Source organism: Ancylobacter amanitiformis (assembly GCF_030814815.1).
Taxonomy (GTDB): domain Bacteria; phylum Pseudomonadota; class Alphaproteobacteria; order Rhizobiales; family Xanthobacteraceae; genus Ancylobacter; species Ancylobacter amanitiformis.
Map to the genome: position 1 here is coordinate 101167 of NZ_JAUSVR010000010.1, position 22895 is coordinate 124061.

21 protein-coding genes are annotated in these 22895 nt (G+C 67.7%); 12 read left to right on the top strand and 9 right to left on the bottom strand.

Annotation, left to right across the window (positions count from 1 at the left end):
* Positions 1-69 precede the first annotated feature (69 nt).
* The 10 genes from alr (at position 70) to glpK (ending at position 12222) form a co-directional block, all read left to right on the top strand.
* Entirely contained in the window at positions 70-1191 is a 1122-nt protein-coding gene (alr, locus tag QOZ99_RS15275; protein ID WP_306890855.1) for an alanine racemase, read from the top strand.
* An 82-nt stretch (positions 1192-1273) separates the two neighbouring features.
* On the top strand, positions 1274-2527 hold the full coding sequence (locus QOZ99_RS15280) for a D-amino acid dehydrogenase (protein ID WP_306890856.1): 1254 nt from the start codon (positions 1274-1276) through the stop codon (positions 2525-2527).
* A gap of 256 nt (positions 2528-2783) precedes the next feature.
* Entirely contained in the window at positions 2784-4361 is a 1578-nt protein-coding gene (gene glpD / locus QOZ99_RS15285; protein WP_306890857.1) for a glycerol-3-phosphate dehydrogenase, read from the top strand.
* Complete coding sequence (locus QOZ99_RS15290) at positions 4358-5482, top strand: ABC transporter ATP-binding protein (protein WP_306890858.1); 1125 nt, start codon at positions 4358-4360, stop codon at positions 5480-5482. The genes glpD and QOZ99_RS15290 overlap by 4 nt, the downstream gene beginning before the upstream one ends.
* A 12-nt stretch (positions 5483-5494) precedes the next feature.
* Positions 5495-6583, top strand: a complete 1089-nt coding sequence (locus QOZ99_RS15295; protein ID WP_306890859.1) for an ABC transporter ATP-binding protein — start codon at positions 5495-5497, stop codon at positions 6581-6583.
* A complete protein-coding gene (locus QOZ99_RS15300) occupies positions 6583-7485 on the top strand; it encodes a carbohydrate ABC transporter permease (protein ID WP_306890860.1) in 903 nt (300 codons plus the stop codon). Before QOZ99_RS15295 ends, QOZ99_RS15300 begins: the two co-directional genes overlap by 1 nt.
* A complete protein-coding gene (locus QOZ99_RS15305) occupies positions 7482-8291 on the top strand; it encodes a carbohydrate ABC transporter permease (protein WP_306890861.1) in 810 nt (269 codons plus the stop codon). The genes QOZ99_RS15300 and QOZ99_RS15305 overlap by 4 nt, the downstream gene beginning before the upstream one ends.
* Positions 8292-8303: 12 nt before the next feature.
* A complete protein-coding gene (locus QOZ99_RS15310) occupies positions 8304-8609 on the top strand; it encodes a DUF2160 domain-containing protein (protein WP_306890862.1) in 306 nt (101 codons plus the stop codon).
* A 53-nt stretch (positions 8610-8662) separates the two neighbouring features.
* On the top strand, positions 8663-10417 hold the full coding sequence (locus QOZ99_RS15315) for an ABC transporter substrate-binding protein (protein WP_306890863.1): 1755 nt from the start codon (positions 8663-8665) through the stop codon (positions 10415-10417).
* Positions 10418-10716: 299 nt separating this feature from the next.
* Positions 10717-12222 carry a glycerol kinase GlpK gene (glpK, locus tag QOZ99_RS15320; RefSeq protein WP_306890864.1) on the top strand — a complete coding sequence of 502 codons (1506 nt, stop codon included), beginning with the start codon at positions 10717-10719 and terminating at the stop codon, positions 12220-12222.
* Between the two features lie 5 nt (positions 12223-12227).
* Here glpK and QOZ99_RS15325 read toward each other — a convergent pair whose 3' ends face one another.
* Positions 12228-12641, bottom strand: a complete 414-nt coding sequence (locus QOZ99_RS15325; protein WP_306890865.1) for a carboxymuconolactone decarboxylase family protein — start codon at positions 12639-12641, stop codon at positions 12228-12230.
* A 196-nt stretch (positions 12642-12837) separates the two neighbouring features.
* Between QOZ99_RS15325 and QOZ99_RS15330 the strand changes: the two genes are divergently transcribed.
* Positions 12838-13401: a hypothetical protein gene (locus tag QOZ99_RS15330; RefSeq protein ID WP_306890866.1), complete on the top strand. Its 564-nt coding sequence runs from the start codon at positions 12838-12840 to the stop codon at positions 13399-13401.
* 82 nt (positions 13402-13483) lie between these two features.
* Here QOZ99_RS15330 and QOZ99_RS15335 read toward each other — a convergent pair whose 3' ends face one another.
* The 7 genes from QOZ99_RS15335 to QOZ99_RS15365 all read right to left on the bottom strand — a co-directional run bounded on the left by QOZ99_RS15335 (position 13484) and on the right by QOZ99_RS15365 (position 20999).
* Complete coding sequence (locus QOZ99_RS15335) at positions 13484-14839, bottom strand: aspartate aminotransferase family protein (RefSeq protein ID WP_306890867.1); 1356 nt, start codon at positions 14837-14839, stop codon at positions 13484-13486.
* Positions 14836-15912, bottom strand: a complete 1077-nt coding sequence (locus QOZ99_RS15340) for a phosphotransferase enzyme family protein (RefSeq protein WP_306890868.1) — start codon at positions 15910-15912, stop codon at positions 14836-14838. The genes QOZ99_RS15335 and QOZ99_RS15340 overlap by 4 nt, the downstream gene beginning before the upstream one ends.
* 96 nt (positions 15913-16008) lie before the next feature.
* Complete coding sequence (locus QOZ99_RS15345; RefSeq protein WP_306890869.1) at positions 16009-16818, bottom strand: DeoR/GlpR family DNA-binding transcription regulator; 810 nt, start codon at positions 16816-16818, stop codon at positions 16009-16011.
* Positions 16815-17609, bottom strand: coding sequence for an ABC transporter permease (locus QOZ99_RS15350; protein ID WP_306890870.1), 795 nt, complete (start codon positions 17607-17609; stop codon positions 16815-16817). Before QOZ99_RS15350 ends, QOZ99_RS15345 begins: the two co-directional genes overlap by 4 nt.
* A gap of 3 nt (positions 17610-17612) precedes the next feature.
* Positions 17613-18518: an ABC transporter permease gene (locus QOZ99_RS15355; protein WP_306890871.1), complete on the bottom strand. Its 906-nt coding sequence runs from the start codon at positions 18516-18518 to the stop codon at positions 17613-17615.
* 3 nt (positions 18519-18521) lie between these two features.
* Positions 18522-19646, bottom strand: coding sequence for an ABC transporter ATP-binding protein (locus QOZ99_RS15360; protein ID WP_306890872.1), 1125 nt, complete (start codon positions 19644-19646; stop codon positions 18522-18524).
* A gap of 201 nt (positions 19647-19847) precedes the next feature.
* Positions 19848-20999, bottom strand: coding sequence for an ABC transporter substrate-binding protein (locus tag QOZ99_RS15365; RefSeq protein WP_306890873.1), 1152 nt, complete (start codon positions 20997-20999; stop codon positions 19848-19850).
* A gap of 235 nt (positions 21000-21234) precedes the next feature.
* Here QOZ99_RS15365 and fabG point away from each other — a divergent pair, with 235 nt between their 5' ends.
* Complete coding sequence (gene fabG, locus QOZ99_RS15370) at positions 21235-22044, top strand: 3-oxoacyl-ACP reductase FabG (RefSeq protein ID WP_306890874.1); 810 nt, start codon at positions 21235-21237, stop codon at positions 22042-22044.
* A gap of 56 nt (positions 22045-22100) precedes the next feature.
* On the opposite strand, the gene fabI is transcribed toward fabG, so the two are convergent.
* Positions 22101-22886: an enoyl-ACP reductase FabI gene (fabI, locus tag QOZ99_RS15375; RefSeq protein ID WP_306890875.1), complete on the bottom strand. Its 786-nt coding sequence runs from the start codon at positions 22884-22886 to the stop codon at positions 22101-22103.
* Positions 22887-22895 lie beyond the last annotated feature (9 nt).

Genomic DNA, 22895 nt, shown 5'->3' on the forward strand with positions numbered 1-22895 from the left:
AAATCGACCGGAATTTGCGTGATTCGCGCATTACAATCGGTCCCCGTTCGGCAGCTGCGGGGACGGGTGATGTTCGGCGAGATTTCAAGCGAGCAACTGGCGGTCGACGCGGCGCCGGGAATTCTGACCATCGATCTCGGCGCCCTGGCCGCCAATTACCGGGCGCTGCAGGCGCGGGTTGGCGCGGCGCGGGTGGCCGGCGTGGTCAAGGCGGATGCCTATGGGCTCGGCGCGCTGCGCGTCGCTCCCGCGCTTTACGCGGCCGGCTGCCGCGATTTCTTCGTCGCCCATCTTTCCGAGGCGCGGGTGCTGCGCCCGGCGCTGGGGCCGGATGCGCGGCTTTACATTCTCAACGGCTTGCAGCCCGGCGCGGAACCGGCGGCGGCGGAGGCCGGCATCGTGCCGGTGCTGAACAGCCTCGATCAGGTCGAGCGCTGGTCCCGGCTGGCCGGCGCGCAGCGTCGCACGCTGCCCGCGCTCATCCAGTTCGACACCGGCATGTCGCGGCTCGGCCTCGCGCCGGACGAGGTGGAGGCGCTGATCGCCACGCCGGCCCGGCTCGAGGGGGTGCGGGTGCTCCATGTCATGAGCCACCTCGCCAGCGCCGATGAGCCGGACAATGCGCAGAATGCCGCGCAACTGGCCGAGATGCAGCGATTCGCGCGTGCCTTTCCCGGCGTGGAAATGTGCTTCGCCAATTCCGGCGGCGTGTTCCTGGGGCCGGACTATCACGGCACGCTGGTGCGTCCCGGCATCGCGCTCTATGGCGGCGCGCCGGTCGCCGGCATCGCCAATCCGATGGCGCCGGTGGTGCGGCTCGACGTGCGGGTGATCCAGACCCGCACCGTGCCGGCCGGCGCCCGTGTCGGCTATGGCGGCGCGCATGTGACCGGGACCGAGCGTCGCCTCGCCACACTCGCCGCCGGCTATGCCGATGGCGTGCCGCGCCATCTCAGCGATCGCGGCGCCGGCTATCTCGGTGCCACGCGCCTGCCCATGGTCGGGCGGGTGTCGATGGACAGTGTGACGCTCGATGTCACCGAACTGCCGCAGGGCACGCTCGGGCTCGGCAGCCTGATCGAGTTGATCGGCCCGCATCAGACACTGGAGGACATGGCGAGCGCCGCCGGCACCATCGCCTACGAGATCCTGACCCGCCTCGGGACGCGCTATCATCGGGTCTACCGCTGAACTCGCCCGCTGCCCGTCGCCGCCCGTCGCCACTCCTGCTGACCGCCGCCAAACGTCGCAAGAAGAGAACCAGAGGCCTTCCATGAAAGTCGTCATCCTCGGCGCCGGCGTGATCGGCGTCACCTCGGCCTATTACCTCGCCAAGGCGGGCCACGAGGTCACGGTGCTGGAGCGCCAGCCGGGCCCGGCGCTGGAGACCAGCTTCGCCAATGCCGGCGAGGTCTCGCCCGGCTATTCCTCGCCCTGGGCGGCGCCCGGCATTCCGCAGAAGGCGCTGAAATGGCTGTTCATGAAGCACGCGCCGCTGATCCTCCAGCCGAGGGCGGATCTCGCCACCTGGCGCTGGATGCTGGCCATGCTCGCCAATTGCACGGCGGCGCGCTACGCGGTGAACAAGGGCCGAATGGTGCGCATCGCCGAATATAGCCGCGACTGCCTGATCGCCCTGCGCGCGGAGACCGGCATCGCCTATGACGAGCGTATGCAGGGCACGCTCGAAGTGTTCCGCACGCAGAGGCAGCTCGACAATATCGGCAAGGACATCGAGGTGCTGAAGAAGGACGGCGTGCCGTTCGAGGTGCTCGACCGCGCCGGCTGCGTCGCCGCCGAGCCGGGCCTCGCGGGCTCCGCGCAGAAGATCGTGGGTGGCCTGCGCCTGCCGGGCGACGAGACCGGCGACTGCTTCCTGTTCACCCAGGCGCTGTCGAAGCTGGCCGAGGGGCTCGGCGTCACCTTCCGCTATGGGGTCGACATCCGCCGCATCACGCATTCGGCTGGCCGGGTGCTGGCGGTTGAGACGGCGACGGGCGAGGTGCGGGGCGACGCCTATGTCGCCGCTCTCGGCAGCTATGCCCCGGCGCTGCTGGCCCCGCTCGGGCTGCGCCTGCCGATCTACCCGGTCAAGGGCTATTCGATCACCGTGCCGATCGTCGATGAGGCGCGCGCGCCGGTTTCCACCGTGATGGACGAGGCGCACAAGGTGGCCATCACCCGGCTCGGCGACCGCATTCGCGTGGGTGGCATGGCGGAGATCGCCGGCTTCAACTTCGATCTGCCGCCGGCGCGGCGCGCCACGCTGGAACATTCGGTCGAGGACCTGTTCGGCGGGGCGGGCGACCAGAGCCGGGCGACCTTCTGGACCGGGCTGCGGCCGATGACGCCGGACGGCACGCCGATCATCGGGGCGACCCGCTATCCCAACCTGTTCCTCAATGGCGGCCATGGCACGCTGGGCTGGACCATGTCCTGCGGTTCCGGGCGCCTGCTGGCCGATCTGGTCAGCGGCGCCAAGCCCGACATTGACAGCGCGGAATTCGCCCTGTCGCGCTACGCCTGATCCTTCGCGGGAGGCCGCCGGGCCGCGCGCGCCGGCCGATCCGTCACACCGCCGGACGCCCGCGGGATCGCCCCCGCGGGCGTCCGCTTTTGGCGGGCAGCGCTGTCACGAAAATGCTGCATTGCACTCAAACGAAAGTTCGAGTCTTTCGTTTGAAGCCCCGTTGTGGACAGGTAAGCTTTCGTATAGCGTCCATGTGAAGATAAAAACGAAAGCGCTCCTGACGTAAAGGGAGCCGTCACTGGGAGGAGATGGCGTGGACGCTCGTGCGCTCGACCCGCTATACGATATCGCCATCATTGGCGGGGGCATCAATGGATGCGGGATCGCGCGCGACGCGGCGGGGCGCGGGGCGTCGGTCGTGCTGCTGGAGCAGGGCGATTTCGCCGGGGCGACCTCGTCGGCCTCCACCAAGCTGATCCATGGCGGCCTTCGCTATCTCGAACATTACGAGTTTCGCCTCGTGCGCGAGGCGTTGATGGAGCGCGAGGTCCTGTGGGGCATCGCGCCGCACATCATCCGCCCGCTGCGCTTCGTGCTGCCCCATCACAAGGGGCTGCGGCCGGCCTGGCTGCTGCGGCTGGGGCTGTTCCTCTACGACCATCTGGGCGGGCGCAAGCGCCTGCCGGCCACGCGCACGCTGGACCTGCGGCATGACGAGGCCGGCGCGCCGCTGCGGGCCGGCTATGCGCGGGCTTTCGAGTATTCCGACTGCTGGGTGGAGGATTCGCGGCTTGTCGTACTCAACGCGCTGGACGCGGCCGAGCGCGGCGCCGACATCCGCCCGCGCTCCCGGGTGACGGGGGCGGTGCGCGCCGCCGACCACTGGCAGATCGAGGTCGAGCCGCCGGGCGGCGGGCGCGAGATCGTGCGGGCGCGGGTGCTGGTCAATGCCGCCGGCCCGTGGGTGCACGAGGTGCTGGCGCAGGTGCTGCGCATCAACACCCCCGCCAATGTCCGGCTGGTGCAGGGCAGCCACATCGTGGTGCCCAGGCTCTACCAGCATGACCGCGCCTATATCTTCCAGAATGGCGACGGGCGCATCGTCTTCGCCATCCCCTATGAGCATGATTTCACGCTGATCGGCACGACCGACCGCGACTTCGGCCGGGTGCCGGGCAAGCCGGTGGCGAGCCCCGAGGAGATTGCCTATCTCTGCGCGGCGGCCAGCGAGTATTTCCGTACGCCGGTGACGCCGGACACGGTGGTGTGGACCTATTCCGGGGTGCGCCCGCTCTATGATGACGGTGCCTCCAAGGCACAGGAAGCGACACGCGACTACGTTCTGGAACTGGAGGGCGGCGAGGGCGAGGGCGGTAGCCCGCCATCCGGGCGCCCGCCGCTGCTCTCGGTTTTCGGCGGCAAGATCACCACCTATCGTCGGCTGGCCGAGCATGCGCTGCAGAAGCTCGGCCCCTTCCTCCCCACGCTGTCGCGCGCGTCCTGGACCGGGGGCGAGCCGCTGCCGGGCGGCGACTTCCCGGTGGACGGGCAAATGCGCATCGTCGCGCAACTGAAGCGGGCGCATCCCTTTCTGGAGGAGCGGCAGGCGCGCCGGCTGGTGGTGGCCTATGGCACCCGCGCGCTGCGGCTGCTGGACGGGGCCCGCTCGGCCGCCGATCTCGGCCGCACTTTCGGTGCCGACCTCACCGAGGCGGAGGTGCTCTATCTCATGCGCGAGGAATGGGCCCGCACGGCCGAGGACGTGCTGTGGCGTCGCTCCAAGCTGGGGCTGCGTTTCACCCGCGAGCAGGTCGAGGCGCTGGACGCCTTCATGCAGGCGAGCATGATGCGTCAGCCACAGGTTTCCGCCGCACGGGGGCGCGCGTCATGACGCTCGAACTTGAGAAGGTCAGCCGTGCCGTGCACGGCGTTCCCCATATAAGCGACGTGTCGCTGCGCCTTGAGCGCGGCAGTCTCAACGTGCTGCTCGGCGCCACGCTCTCGGGCAAGACCAGCCTTATGCGACTCATGGCCGGGCTCGACGCGCCGACCTCGGGGCGCGTGCTGGCGGATGGGCGCGACGTGACCGGCCTGTCGGTCAAGAAGCGCTCCGTCGCCATGGTCTACCAGCAGTTCATCAATTACCCCGCGCTCAGCGTCTACGAGAACATCGCCTCGCCGCTGCGCGTGGCCGGCCTGCCCCGGGCGGAGATCGAGGCGCGCGTCGTCGAGGCGGCGCGCCTGCTCAAGCTGGAGCCCTATCTCCAGCGCCGGCCGCTGGAAATGTCCGGCGGCCAGCAGCAGCGCTGCGCCATCGCCCGCGCGCTGGTGAAGCGCGCCGATCTTGTGCTGCTCGACGAGCCGCTGGCCAATCTCGACTACAAACTGCGCGAGGAACTGCGCGAGGAACTGCCGCGCATCTTCGCCTCGACCGGGGCGGTATTCGTCTATGCCACGACCGAGCCGACCGAGGCGCTGCTGCTCGGCGGCAACACCGCGACGCTGCGCGAGGGCGCGCTGACCCAGTTCGGCCCGACCGCCGGTGTCTATCGCCATCCCCATGATCTCGCGACCGCGCGGGTATTCTCCGATCCCCCGCTCAACGTGCTGCGCGCGACCAAGGCGGCGGGCCGCGTGCGCCTCGCCTCGGGGGACGCCATCGCGGCGGCGGGTGCCTTTGCCGACGTGCCGGACGGGGCCTACACGATCGGCGTGCGGGCGCATCACCTGCGGGTGGAGGATGGCGCGGCCTATGAGGCGCCGCCCGCCGATGGCGCGGCCTTCCGCCTGCGCGCCTCGGTGTCGGTGGCGGAAATCACCGGCTCGGAAACCTTCCTGCACATGGTGGCGGCCGGGGAGGGGGTGGACGCAGCGGGGCTGATCGCGCTGCTGCCCGGCATCCGCACCTATGAGCCCGGCGCGGCGGTCGACGTGGTGTTCGACCCCGGCCATATCCTGCTGTTCGATGCCACCGGCGCGCGCGCCGGGCGTGTGCTCGACGTGGCGGCCTGAGGGAGACGCGTCATGGCCAGCATCACCCTCGATCATCTCGCCCACGCCTACCGGCCCGATCCGCGCGGGCCGCAGGACTACCAGCTCAAGGAAATCAACCATGTCTGGCGGCAGGGCGGCGCCTATGCGCTGCTCGGGCCCTCGGGCTGCGGCAAGACCACGCTGCTCAACATCATCTCGGGCCTGGTGACGCCGACCACAGGGCGCATCCTGTTCGACGGGCGCGACGTGACGCACCTGCCGACCGAGGCGCGCAACATCGCGCAGGTGTTCCAGTTCCCCGTGGTCTACGACACCATGACGGTGCGCGAGAACCTCGCCTTCCCGCTGAAGAACCGGCATGTGCCGCGCGCCGACATCGTCCGCCGGGTCGAGGAAATCGCCAGCCGGCTCGACCTCTCCGCGGTGCTGGACCGCAAGGCGCAGAACCTGACCGCCGACGCCAAGCAGAAGATTTCGCTCGGGCGCGGGCTGGTGCGGGCGGACGTGGCGGCGATCCTGTTCGACGAGCCGCTCACCGTCATCGACCCGCACCTGAAATGGCAGTTGCGCTCCTCGCTGAAGGAACTGCACCGCGCGCTCGACCTCACCATGATCTATGTCACGCACGACCAGACCGAGGCGCTCACCTTCGCCGATACGGTGGTGGTGATGCATGACGGCTCGGTGGTGCAGACCGGATCGCCGGAAGAGCTGTTCCTGCGCCCGGCGCACACCTTTGTCGGCCATTTCATCGGCTCGCCGGGCATGAACGTGCTGCCGGCCGAGGTGCGCGGGCGCACCGCCTATATCGAGGGTATCGCCATCGCCCTGCCATGCGCCTATCCGGCCCTGCCGGCCGGAGCCCGGATCGAACTGGGTGTGCGGCCGGAATTCGCCCAGCTCGCCCGCGCCGGCTCGGGCCTGCCGGTGAAGGTGCGGCGGATCGACGATCTCGGCCGAACCCGCATCGCCCGCATCGAGATTGCCGGGCACGCGGCGGCGGCCACCGTGCCCGAGGGCCTGTCGATCGAAGGCGACGCGGCCGGGCTGAAGCTGGACCCGGCACAGATCCACATCTACGCCGATGGCGCGCTGGTGGCCGGCGAGGGGGGCGTCTGATGGAAAAACCGATCAACAACCGGGCTTGGCTGCTGGTCGCGCCGGTCTTCCTGATCGTCGCCTTCTCGGCCATCCTGCCGATCATGACGGTGGTGAACTACTCCGTTCAGGACACTTTCGGCAACAACCAGTTCTTCTGGAACGGCCTCGGCTGGTTTCAGGAACTGCTGGACCCCTCCACCGAGCTTGGCGGGCGCTTCTTCGCGGCGCTGTGGCGCAACCTCGCCTTCTCCGCCATCATCCTCGCCATCGAGGTGCCGCTCGGCATCCTCGTCGCGCTCTCCATGCCGCGCGAGGGCTGGAAGGTGGCGGCCACGCTCGTGGTCATGGCGCTGCCGCTGCTGATCCCGTGGAACGTGGTCGGCACTATCTGGCAGGTCTTCGCGCGCGCCGATATCGGCCTGCTCGGCTATGGGCTGAACTGGCTCGGCATCGACTATAATTACACCGGCGACACGCTCTCCGCCTGGATCACCATCGTGGTGATGGATGTGTGGCACTGGACCAGCCTCGTGGCGCTGCTGTGCTATGCCGGCCTCAAGTCGATCCCCGACGCCTATTACCAGGCCGCGCGGATCGATGGCGCCTCGCGCTGGGCGATCTTCACCACCATCCAGCTGCCCAAGATGAAGCGGGTGCTGCTGATCGCGGTGCTGCTGCGCTTCATGGACAGCTTCATGATCTACACCGAGCCCTTCGTATTGACAGGCGGCGGGCCGGGCAACGCCACCACCTTCCTGTCCATCGACCTCGTGAAGCTCGCGCTCGGCCAGTTCGACCTCGGCAAGGCGGCGGCGATGAGCCTCGTGTACAACCTGATCGTGCTCGCCGTGTGCTGGGTGTTCTACACCGTGATGACCAACACCGGCAGCGAGCGCGCGGACCGGGGAGAGCCGGCATGAACCAGTCCTCGCGCGCCAGCACCTTCATCATGGTGCTGTACCTCATCTTCCTGCTGCTGCCGATCTACTGGCTCGTCAACATGAGCCTGAAGACCAATTTCGAGATCAACACCACGGTCTCGCTGTGGCCGCGCGACCTCACCTTCGAGCACTACATAAAGATCTTCACCGATGCGAGCTGGTATACCGGCTACATCAATTCGCTGACCTATGTGGTGCTCAACACCATCATCTCGATCAGCCTCGCCCTGCCGGCGGCCTATGCCTTCTCGCGCTACACGTTCGTGGGCGACAAGCATCTGTTCTTCTGGCTGCTGTCCAACCGCATGGCGCCGCCGGCGGTGTTCGCGCTGCCCTTCTTCAATCTCTATTCCGCCATCGGGCTGTTTGACACGCCCTGGGCGGTGGCGCTGGCGCATTGCCTGTTCAACGTGCCGCTGGCGGTGTGGATCCTGGAAGGCTTCATGTCCGGCGTGCCGCGCGAGATCGACGAGACGGCGGCGATCGACGGCTATTCCTTCCCGCGCTTCTTCGTGAAGATCTTCATGCCGCTGATCGCCTCCGGCATCGGCGTGGCCGCCTTCTTCTGCTTCATGTTCTCGTGGGTCGAACTGCTGCTGGCGCGCACGCTCACCGCCACCAACGCCAAGCCGATCGCCGTCACGATGACCCGCACGGTCTCCGCCGCCGGCATGGACTGGGGCCTGCTCGCCGCCGCCGGCGTGCTCACCATCATTCCCGGCGCCTTGGTGATCTGGTTCGTGCGCAACTACATCGCCAAGGGCTTTGCCCTCGGGCGGGTGTGAGGGGAGGCAAACATGGACGATTTCACCGCCCACCTCGCCGAAAATGCCGCGTGGATGGCGTGGACCTGGCAGACCGGGCTGTTCTTCGTCATCATCGCCAGCCTGCTCATCGTCTTCACGCTGGTGGCGCTGTTCAAGCCGGAGCGCGCGCGCGTGGGCGTGCTGGGCATCCCCACCACGCGGGGCGACCGGCTGTTCATCACGCTGCTTGGCAGCGCCTTCATCAATCTCGCCTGGCTTGGCCTGGCAGGACCCGATCTCGGCTGGGCGCTCGCGCTCTGCCTTGTCTACGCACTGGCGGTGTTCCGCTTCGTGTGAATCGCACGCGGCGGCAGGCCGCGGCACTTGGGAAGAAACGGGAGGAATGACCAATGAAGCTGTCACAATGCCGTACACGCCTGCTGCTCGCCGCAAGCGCGGCAGCACTGTTCGCCTTGGCCGCGCCGGTGCGCGCGGACGAGGCCGCTGCCAAGAAGTGGATCGATGCTGAGTTCCAGCCCTCGACGCTCTCGAAGGACGAGCAGCTGAAGGAGATGGAATGGTTCATCAAGGCGGCCGAGCCCTATAAGGGCATGGAGATCAACGTCGTCTCCGAGACCATCACCACGCATGAATACGAGGCGAAGACCCTCGCCAAGGCCTTCTCCGAAATCACCGGCATCAAGCTCACCCACGACCTCATCCAGGAGGGCGACGTGGTGGAGAAGATCCAGACGCAGATGCAGTCGGGCAAGAACATCTACGATGCGTGGGTGAACGATTCCGACCTCATCGGCACGCATTTCCGCTACAAGCAGGCCGTGCCGCTGACCGACTGGATGGCCGGCGAGGGCAAGGACGTGACCTCGCCGACGCTCGACCTCAAGGACTTCATCGGCCTCAGCTTCACCACCGCGCCGGACGGCAAGCTCTACCAGCTGCCGGACCAGCAGTTCGCGAACCTCTACTGGTTCCGCTATGACTGGTTCACCAACCCGGACATCAAGGCCAAGTTCAAGGCCAAGTATGGCTATGATCTCGGCGTTCCGCTGAACTGGTCGGCCTATGAGGACATCGCCGAGTTCTTCACCAACGACGTGAAGGAGGTCAATGGCGTCAAGATCTATGGCAACATGGATTATGGCAAGAAGGACCCCTCGCTCGGCTGGCGCTTCACCGACGCGTGGCTCTCCATGGCCGGCAATGGCGATCGCGGGCTGCCCAACGGCAAGCCGGTGGACGAGTGGGGCATCCGCATGGAGGGCTGCCGCCCGACCGGCTCGACCGTGGAGCGCGGTGGCGACACCAATGGCCCGGCGGCCGTCTATTCCATCGTCAAATATATCGACTGGCTGAAGAAGTACACGCCGCCGCAGGCGCTCGGCATGACCTTCTCCGAAGCCGGCCCGGTTCCGGCGCAGGGCACCATCGCCCAGCAGATGTTCTGGTACACCGCCTTCACCGCCGACATGGTGAAGCCCGGCCTGCCGGTCATGAATGCCGACGGCACCCCGAAATGGCGCATGGCCCCCTCGCCGAAGGGCGCCTACTGGAAGGACGGCATGAAGCTCGGCTACCAGGACGTGGGTTCCTGGACGCTGCTCAAGTCCACCCCGCTGGAGCGGCGCAAGGCGGCCTGGCTCTATGCCCAGTTCGTCACCTCCAAGACCGTCTCGCTGAAGAAGAGCCATATCGGCCTCACCTTCATCCGCGAGAGCGATATCTGGGACAAGAGCTTCACCGAGCGCGCGCCCAAGCTCGGCGGCCTGATCGAGTTCTACCGCTCGCCGGCTCGCGTGCAGTGGTCGCCCACCGGCTCGAACGTGCCGGATTATCCCAAGCTCGCGCAGCTTTGGTGGCAGAATATCGGTGACGCTTCCTCCGGCGCCAAGACCCCGCAGGCGGCGATGGATGCGCTGGCCGAGGCCCAGGAATCGGTGATGGCGCGCCTTGAGAAGTCCGGCGTGCAGGGCGAATGCGGCCCGAAGCTGAACGAGAAGCACCCGATGCAGTATTGGGTCGACCTCGCCAAGAAGGAAGGCAACCTCGCGCCCCAGCCCAAGCTGGCGAACGAGAAGCCGCAGGGCGAGACCATCGACTACGATACGCTCATCAAGAGCTGGCCCGCGACTCCGCCGCAGAAGTAGACGAACGGAGCGGCTGCTTAACCTCTCCCCGCCGGGGAGAGGTCGACGCCGCTGGCGTCGGGCGAGGGGGCGTGACCTTCCTCATCGGGCACGATGCCCCTCGCTCAACCCTCTCCCCTAGGGGGGGAGGGCTTTCGTCCGCCTCGGGGCCGATGAATTTTCTCTTCCGTCATTCCCGCCGGAGACGAAGCTGAATAGCCGGGATCGCTCCCCGCCATCTCGCCTGATAAAACGACCCGCGATCCCGGATGCGGCCTGCGGCCGTTCGCGGGATCGCGCCTGTCCGTGAGGGTTTTGCCATGACCTCCTATCTCCTCGCCATCGACCAGGGCACCACCTCCTCGCGGGCCATCCTGTTCCGGCCGGACACCGGTATCGCGGCGCAGGCGCAGCAGGAATTCCCCCAGCACTTTCCAGCCTCCGGCTGGGTCGAGCACGAGGCGGAAGACCTGTGGCGGACGACGCTCGCCACCTGCCGGCAGGCCATCGCGCAGGCCGGGGTGAACGCGCGCGATATCGCCGCCATCGGCATTACCAACCAGCGCGAGACCACCATCATCTGGGATCGCAAGACCGGCGCCGCGATTTATCGCGCCATCGTCTGGCAGGACCGCCGCACGGCCGAGCACTGCGCGCGGCTGCGGGCCGAGGGGCATGAGGCGCTGGTGAGCGAGCGCACCGGGCTCATTCTCGATCCCTATTTCTCCGGCACCAAGATCGCCTGGATCCTCGATCATGTCCCCGGCGCCCGCGCCCGCGCGGAGCGGGGGGAACTGGCCTTCGGCACGGTCGATTGCTGGCTGCTGTGGAAGCTCACCGGCGGCGCCGTGCACGCGACCGACGCCACCAATGCCGCGCGCACGCTGCTGTTCAACATCCATACCGGCGCGTGGGACGAGGATCTGCTGGCGCTGCTGCGCGTGCCGCGCTCGCTGCTGCCGGAGGTGAAGGATTCCGCGGCCGATTTCGGCACCACCGACCCGGCGCTGTTCGGCGGCGCCATTGCCATTGGCGGCATGGCCGGCGACCAGCAGGCGGCAACCGTGGGGCAGGCCTGTTTCCAGCCGGGCATGATCAAGTCGACCTATGGCACCGGCTGCTTCGTGCTGCTGAACACCGGCGAGACGCCGGTGAAGTCCCAGAACCGGCTGCTCACCACCATCGCCTACCAGCTCGGGGGCAAGCGCACCTATGCGCTGGAGGGCTCCATCTTTGTCGCCGGTGCGGCGGTGCAGTGGCTGCGCGACGGGCTCGGCATCATCGGTACCTCGGCGGAGAGCGAGGCGCTGGCCGAGGCGGCCGATCCGGCGCAGCACATCTATCTGGTGCCGGCCTTTGTCGGCCTCGGCGCGCCCTACTGGAACCCGGATGTGCGCGGCGCGATCTTCGGCCTGACACGGGCGACGTCGCGCGCCGAATTCGCCCTCGCGGCGCTGGAGAGCGTCTGCTACCAGACCTCGGACCTGCTCGACGTCATGCGCGACGACTGGAACCGCACCGCGGGCGGCGCCGCGCGCCGGCCGACGGTGCTGCGGGTGGATGGCGGCATGGCGGCCTCCAGCTTCGCGATGCAGCGCCTCTCGGACCTCTTGGCCGCGCCGGTTGACCGGCCCGTGGTGCGCGAGACCACGGCGCTGGGCGCCGCCTATCTCGCCGGCCACCAGGCCGGCATCCTGCCGGCGCCGGGGCGCTTTGCCGATACGTGGCGGCTGGATCGTCGATTCACCCCGACCATGCCGGAGGAGACGCGGACCGAGAAGCTGGCCGGCTGGCGCGACGCCGTGCGCCGCCTCACCATGGCGTAGGCCGTTCAGTCCGTCTTGACCAGAAACGCCTCGTCGACCGGCACCTGCAGCGCGGTGACGAGCGCGTTGGTCTGCGCCGCCATGCCGATAATGGCCATGAGGTGTCCGTGCTGGGCATCGGTCATGCCCCTGGCGCGCGCCGCGGCGGTGTGGGAGTGGATGCAGTAGGAACAGCCATTGGCGGTCGACACGGCGATGTAGATCAACTCGCGCGTCATCGGGTCCAGCGGCCCGTCTGCGAGCATCACCGCCTTGAGGCTCTCCCAGGTGCGCGCGAGCGCGGCGGGATCATTGGCCAGGGCCCGCCAGAAATTGTTGACGAAATCCGATTTGCGCGTGGCGCGGATGTCGTCGAACACCGCTTTCACCGCCGGATCGGCCGCCGCTTCGTCATCGCTCCAGAGCCGGACCGTGGTCATGCCGTCGCCTCCGCACCTGTGATGCTGTCAACGGTGATTCTTGTAGCGGCCGTCCTCTCCGGCGCAAGGGGCGCGGGCACCGTTCGCATCTGCACGGTGGATCACGGACAGAACTGCGTGCATTCGCCATGGCTTGGCGCCTCCTGTGCGTTGCGGTGCCGCCGGTGTCGTGCTTGGTTGCCGCGATGGAGGGGCCATGGAACCGCATATGACCGCGTGCGAGCGCGCGCTCTTCGAGAACTGCCTCGGCCGCGCGGGCTCCTACATGGAATTCGGCGCGGGCGGCAGCACGCTGCTGGCCGACCGGCTGGTGAAGGGGCCGGTCTACTGCGTCGAATCCGATCCGGCCTGGATCGAGAAGATGCGCGCGCTGTCCTCCGGCACGGACTATGAGCGCCGCTTCATCTTCGCCGATATCGGCCCGACCGGCCGCTGGGGGCGCCCGCTCAAGGCTCCCGGCGAGGTGGATTATCGCAACTATCACGAGCATATCTGGAACGAGATCGGCCGGAGCTTCGACCTCTATCTGATCGACGGCCGGTTTCGCGTGGCCTGCTTCTGCCAGGCGCTGCTGCGGGCGGGCCCCGAGGCGCGGCTGATGGTGCATGATTATCGCTCGCGCCCGCACTACCACGCGCTGGAGACGGTGGCGGCGGCGGTGAGCGAGGTGGAGGACCTGACCGTCTTCGCGCGCCGGCCGGACGCCAGCGACGAGCGCCTCCGGGCGCTGATCGACGATTACGCCAACGTGGTCGACTGAGCCGGCCGGGGCACGGCGTCTTTGTCGGCCTCGCCTGTCATTTCGGAGCGGGCCCGGTCCGCCGCCCGCGATTTGGCGATCCTCACCCGGCCGCCAGCACATCCTCGATCGCCTCGACCAGCTGGTCGGCATGGGCCGCGGTGACGCAGAGCGGGGGGCGGATCTTCAGCACGTTGCCATATTGGCCGGCCGCGCCGATGAGGATGCCGCGCTGCTTCAGGCCGTTGATCAGCCCCTTGGCGATGTCCGGGGCGGGGCCGTTCTCGCTGCCGAACTCCACCCCGAGATAGAGGCCGGCGCCGCGCACGGCAGTGATCGGCGTGCGCCCCTGAAGGTGACGCAGCCGGCCGGCGAGATGGCGGCCGACGCGCTCGGCATTGGCGATGAGGCCATCCGCCTCGATCGCCTCCAGCACCGCCATCGCGGCGGCGGTGGCGACGGGGCTTGCCGCGAACGTGTTGAAATAGCCGAAATCGGCGCAGAAGGCGGACAGGATCTCCGGCCGTGTGACGAGGCCCGCCACCGGGTAGCCATTGCCCATCGGCTTGCCCAGGGTGACGATATCCGGCTCGACGCCGTGTCGCGCGAAGCCCCACATGCCGGCGCCGGTGCGCCCGAAGCCCGGCTGCACCTCATCGGCGATGAACAGTCCGCCCGCCGCGTGGGCCACCTCCACCGCGCCCTTGAGGAAGCCCGGCGGGTCGGCGAAGACGCCGTCGGAGGAGAAGATGGTATCGACCAGCAGGCCGGCGAAGCGGATGCCGTCCGCCTCCATGCCGGCAATGGCGGCGAACACCGCGTCCGTGAAGCCCTGCGCCACGTCATTGCCGAAGAGCGCCGGGTCGGGCGCGGGTACCATGCGCACATGGGCCGGCGGGCCGCCGCGCTTGTATGAGGAGGGGGAGACCTCGGTCACGGCGGCGGTGTTGCCGTGATAGGCCGTGCGGGTGACGACGAAGCCGGTACCCCCGCTGGCGCGGGCGGCGAGGCGTAGCGCCAGGTCGTTGCTCTCGCTCCCCGTACAGGTGAGCACGACATTGCTGAGCGCCGGGGGAAAGGTGGCGAGAAGCGTCTCGGCATAATCATGCGCGATATCGAAGAGATAGCGCGAATGGATGTTGAACGCGCCGATCTGCCGCTGCACCGCCTCGACCACCCGGGGATGGCAGTGCCCGACGGTCGGCACATTGTTGTAGAAATCGAGATAGGCCCGCCCGTCCGAGGCATGGAGATAGGCGCCCTCGGCCCGCACGACCTTCAACGGCTCGTCATAGAACAGCACCGAACCGGCGCCGAAGCTGCGGATGCGGCGTTCGACCAGCGCGGCGATGTCGGGCGGCAGAGCCGCCTTGGCGCCGGCAAAGGCGTTGAGCGAGAGGATCGGCTGCTCGCGGCCGGTCTCCGGGCTCGCTTCCCGGGGCGTCGGCTGTCTGGTCATGATGTGGCCCTCCCGCCGTCCGGCTTGGCGGCGCCGGTGTCGTTACCTTCGGTGTCATGGGCGGCGAGAAAGGCGCGGGCGAGCGCCACCGTGCCATGGGTATAGGCCTCGCCCATCGCCTGCGCGGTCGGGGTCTCGGCATGCGAGGCGATCCAGGCGGTCAGCAGCATGCGCCGAAGCATGATGAAGACCGGCAGGATGGCGCATTCCTCATCCGCGAGCGGCGCGACCGTGCGGTATCCTTCGATCCACGCCGCCTGAAGCGCGGGAATGTAAGGCTCGTGCTCGGCGAAGCTGATGGCGGCGGCGAAGTCGTAGAGATACCAGCTGAAGCCGCAATCATCGAAATCGATCACGCTCAGCCGCTCGCCCTCGACCAGAAGATTGGCGACCCGCATGTCGGCATGGACCAGCCCGAAGCGGTCCTCACCCTTGCCATAGGCCTCCAGCCGGGCGCGCAGCACCTGCGCCGTGCGCTCCAGCACCGCGCGGCCCGGCGCGTCGAGGCCGAGACCCGCCCGCCAGTCGCCCCACAATCGCACCTCGCCCAGCATGGCCTCGAAGTCCCAGACCTTGCGCACGAACCCCTCCGGCCGCTCCCACGCCCTGGCGTGGGCGTGCAGCCGCGCATTGATGGCGCCCAGTTCGCGATACCAGCGCGGCAGGTCCTCGCCCTCCGCCGGCTCGCGGCCGGGCAGCAGCTCGAAGGCGACGACGTGGCGGGTGAGCCCGTCATCGTCGATATCGGCGATCAGCGCGCCGTCGCTCTGCGCGATGGGGGTGAGCGTGTCGACGAGGGCCTCACGGCCAAGCGCCGCGAGCCAGGCCAGCTCGGATTCGATCTCGGCGCGGCTGTGATAGCCGGGGCGATGCACGCGAAACACCAGATCGCGGCCGCTCAAGGGATCGCAGGCCCGGAAGGTGGCGTTCTCGGAGATGGTCAGCAGCCGAAGATGGGTGGTCTCCGGCAGGCCCCAGCGCGGCAGGGCGGCGCGCAGGCCGGCCTCCAGCCGCGCGAGAAAGGTGTCGTCATACATGGGTGGCGTTATGAGTGGCGTTATGGGTTGCGTCATGGAAGCCGGCTCATGTCGGAGGTTCGTCCGCGCGGTGCCGCGGGATGGGCCCGCCCTGCGCGGGTGTCATGTCGAGGATGCCGCATGCGCATGCCGCTATTTCCGCGCCACGGTGACGTCGACATGGGCGCGCTCCAGCGCCCGCGCGACCGTGCCGGCGGGCGCGGCGTCGACCACGAGGCGCTGGATGTCGGGAATGCGCGCCCAGATGGCCAGCGCCTGCACGTCGAACTTCTTGTGGTCGGAGACCACGATGGTCTCCGCCGCCCGGTTCATCATCGCCTTGTAGACCCAGGCGGCGGGCGCCTCGGCATCGGCGAGACCATCGGTGGTGATGCCGGAAATGCCGAGAATGGCGCGGTTGACGTTGTAGTTCTGCAGGAAGTCGATGGTTTCCGCGCCAACCATCATCCCCTCGCGCGCATTGTAGCGGCCGGGACACATGATGATCTCGATGGTGGGATTGGGCGCGAGCACGGTTGCCACCGAGAAGGAATGGGTGATGACGGTGATGTCGCGGCACTCGGCCGACATGCGGCGCGCCACATGGGTGGTGGTGGCGCCGGCGCCGATGGCGATCACCTCCTTCGGCTGGATGAATTTCACCGTCACGGCGGCGATCGCCTCGCGCTCGGCCACCATCAGCCGGTGGCGCTCGGTCACGGCGGGCTCGTCGCCGAAGGGGCGCACCGCGCCGCCATAGGTGCGGTTGATGAGGCCCTTTTCCTGCAGCTCGAACAGGTCGCGGCGGATGGTTTCGGTCGAGACCTCAAGATCGGCGGCGAGGTCGCCCACGCGCAGCGTCGCGCAGGTGCGCATCTCGCTGAGGATGCGCTCGTGGCGCGCCGCCTTGTCGAGGCGCGGACGTCGCCGGTCGCCCGCGCGCGTGGTGTCGTCCTGGCTCATGACGCGGTCCGCCGGCGCACCAGAATTCCGACCAGCCCGCCGGTGAGGAGCAGGGCGGCGGCGCCCAGCGTGGCCATGGTGCCGAGCGCGGGCACCATCGGCGTGTAGCCCGCCACCATCTTCGCGTAGAGCCATTTCGGGATCGTGGAATCCGCGCCCGCCGTATAGAGCGACAGCGGGAAATTGCTCCACGAGAGCAGGAACGCGAACAGCATGCCGGACCAGATGCCGGGCCATAGCAGCGGCAGCGTCACCTCGCGCAGCACCTGCAGGCGCGAGCAGCCGAGATCGATGGCGGCTTCCTCCAGCGAGGGGTCGAAGCCATAGACCTGGATGGCGATGACCAGCGTCACCACCGGCACCACCCAGACCAGATGGGCGAACACGGCGGTCATCCACGAGGTCTGGATGCCGACCGCGCTGAAGCCGAGCAGCATGGCCAGCCCGAGCACCGGCTGGGGAAAGAAGATCGGCAGCATGATGAGCTTCTGGTACAGCCGCCGCCCTTTCCAGTCATAGCGCGCGAAGGCCAGCGCGCCGAACGTGGCGATGAGCACGGACAGCACCGTCACCAGAAGCGCGATCAGGATCGAGTTGCGCACGATCATGCCGATCTCGATCGAATCCAGCGTCTTCTCCCACCAGTCGGTGGCATAGGCCTTCACGGGGAAGCCGAAATAGCGGCTCTTGTTGAAGCTGGCCAGCGCGCCGCAGGCGATGGGCAGATAGACCACCGCGACGACGAACAGCGTCCAGATCCAGATCAGCGCATGGGTTCGCCGATGTGTCATGGCTCAGCGCCTCCCCAGCATGCGGTCGAGGTCCAGCTTCGACAGCGCGAACAGGGTGAGCGCGCCGATGAAGAAGGTGACGAGGACGGCCAGCGCCGAGCCCGCCGGCCAGTTCTGCGAATAGGTGAAGGCGATCTCGATATCGTGCGAGATGACGATGATCGACTGGCCGCCGAGAATCTTCGCTTCCGCCGTCGCGCCGATGGCCAGCACGAAGGTGAGCAGCATGCCGATCAGGATGCCGGGCATGGCGAGCGGCAATTCGATCTCCCGCCAGATGAACAGGCGGCCGGCGCCGAGGTCGCGCGCGGCATCGACCAGATCGCGCGGCACGAGGGCAAGGCCCAGCGTCATCGGAAACAGCATGAAGGGCAGGTAGGTGTAGAGCATGCCGAACAGGGTGATGCCGGGCGTGTACAGAACTTCCGGCCCGCCGTTGAGCCCGAGCCATTTCAGCGTGCCGTCGAGCACGCCGTTCTTGATGTAGAACAGCACCCAGCCATAGAGCCGCACGTTTTCCGAGACGAAGAGCGGAAAGACGAACAGAACGCTGATGAAGGCCGAGGCGCGGCCGAACACCCTGTTCAGCCCATAGGCGATGGGATAGGCGATCACCGCCAGCAGCGCGACGGTGAGCAGCGCGAAGCCGCAGGACCACAGGAAGGACAGCCACACCGTGTTGGTGGGGTCGAACAGCGCGGCGAAATTCTCCAGCGTGAACGAGCGGAACACGTCGAAGGAGCGCGGCGTCGCCACGGAATAGCCGAGGATGGCGACCAGCGGCGCGGCAAAGCCGAGGGCGAGCAGCCCGATGACCGGGAGCGCGCATAGCGCGCCCGCCGAGAGCCGGCGCGCCGGGCGCTCCTCGCGGGGGGCTTCGGCATGCTGGACGATGGTGAGGTCCGCCATTGCTCAACCCCTCAGCGTGAAGGCATCAGTAGCATCCCAGCCGAGCGTGACGCGGGGCTCGGCGCCCGCCGGCAGCGCCCGCGCGCGGGAGAGTTCCACCAGCATCACCTTTTCCCCGCCGTCCCGCGCATTCACCCGCACCTGGTACTGGATGCGCGAGCCGAGCGAATATTCGTTGTAGACGACGCCCTCGACCCGGTTGTCGGCGCTCTCGCCGGGGCCGAGCACGCGCATATATTCCGGGCGGATGACGATGAAGGCGCGGTCGGGCGCGCCGGCTTCCGCGATGCCCTGCGGGGGCTGGACCTTGAAGGCGCCGGACACATCCACGCCGCTCCAGCCGCCATCCGCTCCGCGCGTCACCTCGATGCTGTTCACCTCACCGACGAACTCGCACACGAAGCGATCGACCGGGGCGCCGTAAATCTCCTCGGGCGTGCCGACCTGCACCAGCTTGCCCGCGCGCATCACGCCGATGCGGTCGCTCATCACCATCGCCTCTTCCAGCGAATGGGTGATGTAGATGAAGGTCTTGCCGGTCTCGCGGTGCAGGTCCTTCAGCTCCTTCTCCAGCGTTTTCTTGAGCTTGTAGTCGATGGCCGAGAGCGGCTCGTCGAAGAACAGCACTTCCGGGTCATAGGCCAGCGCCCTTGCCAACGCCACGCGCTGACGCTCGCCGCCCGAGCATTTCATCACGTTCTTGTCGTGATAGGTCTCGGGCAGGCGTACGATTGCCATCAGTTCCAGCGCGCGGGCCTTGCGGGCCGCCGCATCGACGCCCTTCACCTTGAGCGGGAAGGCGATGTTCTCGCCGACGCTCTTGTGCGGAAACAGCGCGAGCGACTGGAAGACGAGGCAGGTCGGCCGCTTGTTCGGCGGCACGTCGTTGATGCGTTCGCCATGCAGCGTGATGTTGCCCTCGCTGGGGCTGTCCATGCCCGCCAGCATGCGCAGCAGCGTGGTCTTGCCCGAGCCGGAAGGGCCGACAATGGTGAGGAATTCACCCTCGCGCACGTCGAGGTCGATGCCCTGCACGGCATGAAACCCACCGAAGCTCTTGCGCACGCCGACCAGCTGGAGGATCGGCCTGCGGGCAGGGGCGGTGGGGGCGGTCATCGTCGGGAACATGCGGGTCTTCCGGTCGTGAGCAGGTGGTCGAGGACAAGGGGCGGATGGAGCCCCCCATTTCTTCCCTCTCCCCATCGGGGAGAGGTGGCCCGCGCTGCGGGTCGGTGAGGGGGTGACGCCATCGGCAAGTGCCGAAGGCCCCTCGCCCCACCCCTTTCCCCGACGGGGAGAGGGAGCCGCCCCGCTTACCCCCGCAGGCGCTTACCCCCGCAGACGCTTGGCGGCGTTCATGATGTCGAGCGCCTTGTCGTAGTCCGGCACGATGTCGTACTCGACCGAGCGGGCCATCTCTTCTCCGAGGCTTTCCCACTGGATGGCGTCGAGTTCGTCCTTGGTGAACAGCTTGAAGCAGTCGGGATTGCCCATCTGCGCCACGGGATTGAACGTGCCCTCGGCGAAGGCGACGGTGTGGGCGACGTCGGGCGCCTGCACGTATTTCAGGAAATCGATCGCCAGCGGCGAGAGATTGGGGTTGTTCACGGTCGACGTCACCTCGATCCACGAGATGCCGCCCTTGCCGCCGGCCAGAGGGCCCCTGAGCGGGGTGATGGCGCGCAGGTTCGGATGACCGTCGGCGCGGGCCGGCGAGACCGAATAGGTGCCGCCGGTCATGTGCAGGTCGATCTCGCCGGAAATCAGCGCCTGGTTCATCGAGGCGATGTCGCCGATCAGCTTGGCGCCCTTGAAGACGCGCTTGGCGGTCTCCTCGAACTTGGCAAGCTCATCCGGCGTGTGCACCTTGAACGGGTCGATGCCGGCGATGATGAAGATGTTGAAGACGTTCCAGTCGTCGGATTCCAGGATGCCGTATCTGCCGGCCAGCGCGGGATCGTTGAACAGGTCCCAGCCGGTATCCTCGGCGGTCTTGCGGCTGACCTTGTCGGTATTGACGACGAAGCTGTAGGGCCCGAAGCGCTGGACCATGCCGATCAGCTCCGCGCCATCCTCGCTCATCGCCCATTTATAGGGCCATTTGAACTCGGGCAGCATCTTGGCGAAGAAGGGCTCGAACTCGGCCTTCGGCAGCGGCCGGATCAGCTTCTCGGGCAGCATCACCTTGCGCGCCCAGGGGTTGTTCACATTGATCAGATCCCAGGTGTTGATCTCGCCGGCGCGCAGCCGGTTGATCATGGTGGGATCGTTGGTGAGGCTCTCGGCCTTCACGGTGGCGCCGGTGCTGGAGCGGAACGGGTCGAGCACCTGCGCGGAATTGTAGCCCTCCCAGCACAGGATGTTCAGTTCCTTCTCGCGCGCGGCGAGGGCCGGGCCGGAACCGATCATCGGGCCGGCGGCGAGCGCGCCGATCCCTGCGCCCATGCCCTGCAGCAGCGACCTTCTGGAAATGCCTGCCATCTCGAAATCCCCTTGGATTATGGGCGCGAAGCTCTGATGGCCGCGCGGTCAATGTGGTTCTTATGTTGGATCCTGTGTGATCCTAAACATGCTGAATTGGGCTTTACAACATCAAGTTTGCAGCGCAACGTGATGAAAAGGAAGGCAGCCTAATTCGTCGGCAATGAGCGCCGGCGCGGGTGGGCTCGGCGCCTAATCACTTGTCCCAACAGATTCATTCGGGAATTGACGATCCATGTTCACGTCGCTCGCGGGGAAAACCGTCATCGTTACCGGCGCCAGCAAGGGCATCGGGCGCGGCATCGCGCGGCGCTTCGGCGAGGCCGGGCTCAACGTTCTCGTGGTGAGCCGCCACATTGCGGACGCGCAGCGCGTGGCGGGCGAGATCGGCCCCCACGCCTCCGCCTTCGCCGCCGACGTGACCAGCCCGGAGGACAGCGCGGCGATGGCCGCGGCGGCGCTGGAGCGCTATGGCGCGATCGACGTGCTGTGCGCCAATGCCGGCATCTTCCCCGCCGCGAAGCTCGGCGACATGACGGCCGCCGATTTCGACCATGTCATCGGCACCAACCTGAAGGGCACGTTCCTCTCGGTCTCCGCGGTGCTCCCAGCGATGAAGGCGCAGAACAAGGGGCGCATCGTCATCACCTCGTCCATTACCGGGCCGATCACCGGCTTTCCCGGCTGGACGCATTACGGCGCGTCGAAGGCCGGCCAGCTCGGCTTCATGCGCACCGCCGCCATCGAACTGGCGCCGTGGAGCATCACGGTGAACGCCGTCATGCCGGGCAATATCCTCACCGAGGGCATGGAGGGGATGGGTGAGGCCTATATCGCCGCCACCGCCGCCTGCGTGCCGATGAAGAAGCTCGGCGCGGTGGCCGACATCGCCAATGCCGCGCTGTTCTTCGCCAGCGAGGAGGCCGGCTACATCACCGGGCAGGGACTGGTGATCGATGGCGGGCAGGTTCTCCCGGAATCGCCGATGGCGCTGGACGAGATGGGCACGGCCCGAGTGGACGCGGTCCGAGTGGACGCCGCCTGATTGGTCGCGGCCTGAGCGGGCGGGGGCGACCTCGCGTCTCGGAAGCCGGGCGCCCCTCAGTCCATGATGTGGTAGCCGCCGTCGATATAGAGCACCTGACCGGTCATCAGCCGCGCCGCGTCATGGGCGAGGAAGGCGGTGGCGACCCCGACATCGTCGATCGACACCAGTTCGCGCGCCGGCGCCTTGGTCTTCGCCTTCTCCAGCAGCGCGTCGAATTCCGGGATGCCGGAGGCGGCGCGGGTGGCCAGCGGGCCGGGCGAGATGGCGTGCACGCGGATGCCCCGGGGACCAAGCTCGGCCGCGAGGTAGCGCACCGCGCTCTCCAGCGCCGCCTTCGCCACGCCCATGATGTTGTAGTTCTCCACCACCCGCTCCGAGCCGTAATAGGTCATGGTGAACAGCGTGCCGCCCTCCGTCATCAGCGGCTCGGCGAGGTGCGCCATGCGGATGAACGACCAGCAGGAAATTTCCATCGTCTTGAGAAATCCGTCGAGCGGGGCGTCGGTCACGCGGCCGGCCAGCGTGCCCTGCGGCGAGAAGGCGATGGAATGCACCACGAAATCGAGCGAGCCCCATTCGCGCGCTATTGCCTCGAACACGGCTTCCATCTGGCCGGGCACGGCGACGTCCAGAGGCAGGAAGATCGGCGCCTCCAGTTCCCGCGCCAGCGGCTCCACATGGGGACGCGCCTTGTCGTTGAGATAGGTGACGGCCAGTTCCGCTCCGAAGGCCCGGAAGGCGCGGGCACAGCCCCAGGCGATCGACCTGTCATTGGCGATGCCGACGATGAGCCCGCGCTTGCCGTCGAGCAGTCTGGCCTTGGCGATGGGAATGGGCATGAGGCACTC

Bases quoted from the DNA above. Each gene is read 5' to 3' on its own strand.
- alr (WP_306890855.1), top strand. From the start codon at position 70: ATGTTCGGCGAGATTTCAAGCGAGCAACTGGCGGTCGACGCGGCGCCG.
- QOZ99_RS15280 (WP_306890856.1), top strand. From the start codon at position 1,274: ATGAAAGTCGTCATCCTCGGCGCCGGCGTGATCGGCGTCACCTCGGCC.
- QOZ99_RS15290 (WP_306890858.1), top strand. From the start codon at position 4,358: ATGACGCTCGAACTTGAGAAGGTCAGCCGTGCCGTGCACGGCGTTCCC.
- QOZ99_RS15295 (WP_306890859.1), top strand. From the start codon at position 5,495: ATGGCCAGCATCACCCTCGATCATCTCGCCCACGCCTACCGGCCCGAT.
- QOZ99_RS15300 (WP_306890860.1), top strand. From the start codon at position 6,583: ATGGAAAAACCGATCAACAACCGGGCTTGGCTGCTGGTCGCGCCGGTC.
- QOZ99_RS15305 (WP_306890861.1), top strand. From the start codon at position 7,482: ATGAACCAGTCCTCGCGCGCCAGCACCTTCATCATGGTGCTGTACCTC.
- QOZ99_RS15310 (WP_306890862.1), top strand. From the start codon at position 8,304: ATGGACGATTTCACCGCCCACCTCGCCGAAAATGCCGCGTGGATGGCG.
- QOZ99_RS15315 (WP_306890863.1), top strand. From the start codon at position 8,663: ATGAAGCTGTCACAATGCCGTACACGCCTGCTGCTCGCCGCAAGCGCG.
- glpK (WP_306890864.1), top strand. From the start codon at position 10,717: ATGACCTCCTATCTCCTCGCCATCGACCAGGGCACCACCTCCTCGCGG.
- QOZ99_RS15325 (WP_306890865.1), bottom strand. From the start codon at position 12,641: ATGACCACGGTCCGGCTCTGGAGCGATGACGAAGCGGCGGCCGATCCG.
- QOZ99_RS15330 (WP_306890866.1), top strand. From the start codon at position 12,838: ATGGAACCGCATATGACCGCGTGCGAGCGCGCGCTCTTCGAGAACTGC.
- QOZ99_RS15335 (WP_306890867.1), bottom strand. From the start codon at position 14,839: ATGACCAGACAGCCGACGCCCCGGGAAGCGAGCCCGGAGACCGGCCGC.
- QOZ99_RS15340 (WP_306890868.1), bottom strand. From the start codon at position 15,912: ATGACGCAACCCATAACGCCACTCATAACGCCACCCATGTATGACGAC.
- QOZ99_RS15345 (WP_306890869.1), bottom strand. From the start codon at position 16,818: ATGAGCCAGGACGACACCACGCGCGCGGGCGACCGGCGACGTCCGCGC.
- QOZ99_RS15350 (WP_306890870.1), bottom strand. From the start codon at position 17,609: ATGACACATCGGCGAACCCATGCGCTGATCTGGATCTGGACGCTGTTC.
- QOZ99_RS15355 (WP_306890871.1), bottom strand. From the start codon at position 18,518: ATGGCGGACCTCACCATCGTCCAGCATGCCGAAGCCCCCCGCGAGGAG.
- QOZ99_RS15360 (WP_306890872.1), bottom strand. From the start codon at position 19,646: ATGTTCCCGACGATGACCGCCCCCACCGCCCCTGCCCGCAGGCCGATC.
- QOZ99_RS15365 (WP_306890873.1), bottom strand. From the start codon at position 20,999: ATGGCAGGCATTTCCAGAAGGTCGCTGCTGCAGGGCATGGGCGCAGGG.
- fabG (WP_306890874.1), top strand. From the start codon at position 21,235: ATGTTCACGTCGCTCGCGGGGAAAACCGTCATCGTTACCGGCGCCAGC.
- fabI (WP_306890875.1), bottom strand. From the start codon at position 22,886: ATGCCCATTCCCATCGCCAAGGCCAGACTGCTCGACGGCAAGCGCGGG.